This window comes from Neobacillus drentensis (assembly GCF_036966985.1).
GTDB classification, from domain to species: domain Bacteria; phylum Bacillota; class Bacilli; order Bacillales; family Cytobacillaceae; genus Neobacillus; species Neobacillus drentensis_E.
The window spans coordinates 1-1,522 of record NZ_JBALSN010000737.1; the positions used below are offsets into that span (position 1 = coordinate 1).

Annotated in this window: 1 protein-coding gene; it reads right to left on the bottom strand. The window is 37.8% G+C overall.

What is annotated here, in order from left to right:
* Window positions 1-601: 601 nt before the first annotated feature.
* A partial coding sequence (locus V7659_RS31160) for an SGNH/GDSL hydrolase family protein (RefSeq protein WP_335543859.1) occupies window positions 602-1,522 on the bottom strand: 921 nt, incomplete at its 5' end.

The window sequence follows — 1,522 nt, forward strand, 5'->3', positions numbered from 1 at the left end:
ATAAAAAAGAGAAGTGCTAGTAACACTTCTCCCTGCAACCTCTACCGTCAGGGTGATGGTTGTTAAAGTTTATTTTTTGTGTAAACCACCCTTTTGCTTGCTACGGCGCGGGGTGGTTTTCTCGTTTTCTAGAATATTTTTCCGAAAGAAATAAGCGCTTAATTCACGCAAGATTCCTTTTAGAATTTCTCGTAGAATTTCAAGAAAAGTTTCCAGGAATATCACCTCCCTTCCGAATAAAAGGAAAAGAAGATCAACAACCGGCCACCCTCACAATATTCAGTTGCAACTTCATTCTATCACTTTCTCACAACTTAATACCCAATCAATCTTCGACAAACTTCGGGGAGTGACAGGCACCACCATCAAGCTTTAGTTGAGTGGGGGTCTGATCCCACTAGCCAAAGATGACAGTGAGGCAGAGAGCAAATGCTCTCTACCTTTCTATACTTATCAAATAAAAAGAAAGCCAACATAATGTTAGCTTTCTTAATTTAATCCATTTGTAAAAGGAGGATAGTATATTACTTTTCTACATATCTCTAGATATAATAAATTGTTTTTCTATTAAGTCTTTAATTAATTATTGAACTGACAAAGATTAATTAATCACTTTCCAAAATTCCTCAGACACTACTTGATAACCTGCGAGACTCAAATGAATGTTAAATGGATTTGGAAGGTAATCTGCAAAATTTGCTACATTAATAGCCTGTGCAGTTGGTACAAATGTATCACCATTCTGTACAGCTTGGGATTGAATCTGTCCATTAAATGCTAGTAATAATTGTTCTAACTGTGCTTTTTGCTGCGCGTCAGTTACATATGGGTATGGGTTATAATAACCCATTACATATACCTTCACATTTGGATTCAATTGATCGATTGTGCTTAAAATGGTGTTCAACTTGGCAGAAATTTTTCCAATTTCTGTTGGCGCCAGAGTTGGATTTGCTTGAATGGCAGGAAGGACTGCAAGCAGATCATTCGCACCAATATCAATCGTTACATGCGTAGCTTCTTTTATTTCTTTTTGGACGTCTGCTTTACTGAAATCAGCTATGACATCATCCGTTTTATATCCAGAAACGCCAAAGTTATCAAAATCTAGTAACTGATAGGACTTTGTAAACTTCTCTGAAATATAATTTGGGTATCCCCAATCTAAATCTACTCCGTCTACCGGAATTCGATCTACTCCATAAGGAGTCATACCGGCCGCTAAGGAATCACCTAAAGCAACATATTGAACTTGAATTCGCGCTCCATCTGCACCTAATTTATAGCCATCCACTGTGGTATTGGCTGCCATGATCCCATCTTTATTGAAATAATACCATTTGACACTGATTTGCTTCCAGCCTGTTACCCTTGACCCGTCGGTATTGAGGTAGTACTTTTTCCCTGATAAATCTAACCAACCGGTTTTCATCACACCAGTGCTGTCAAGATAATACCATTTTCCATTTACTAAAGCCCAACCTGTTTTCATCACGCCTGAGCCATCAAGGTAATATTTTTT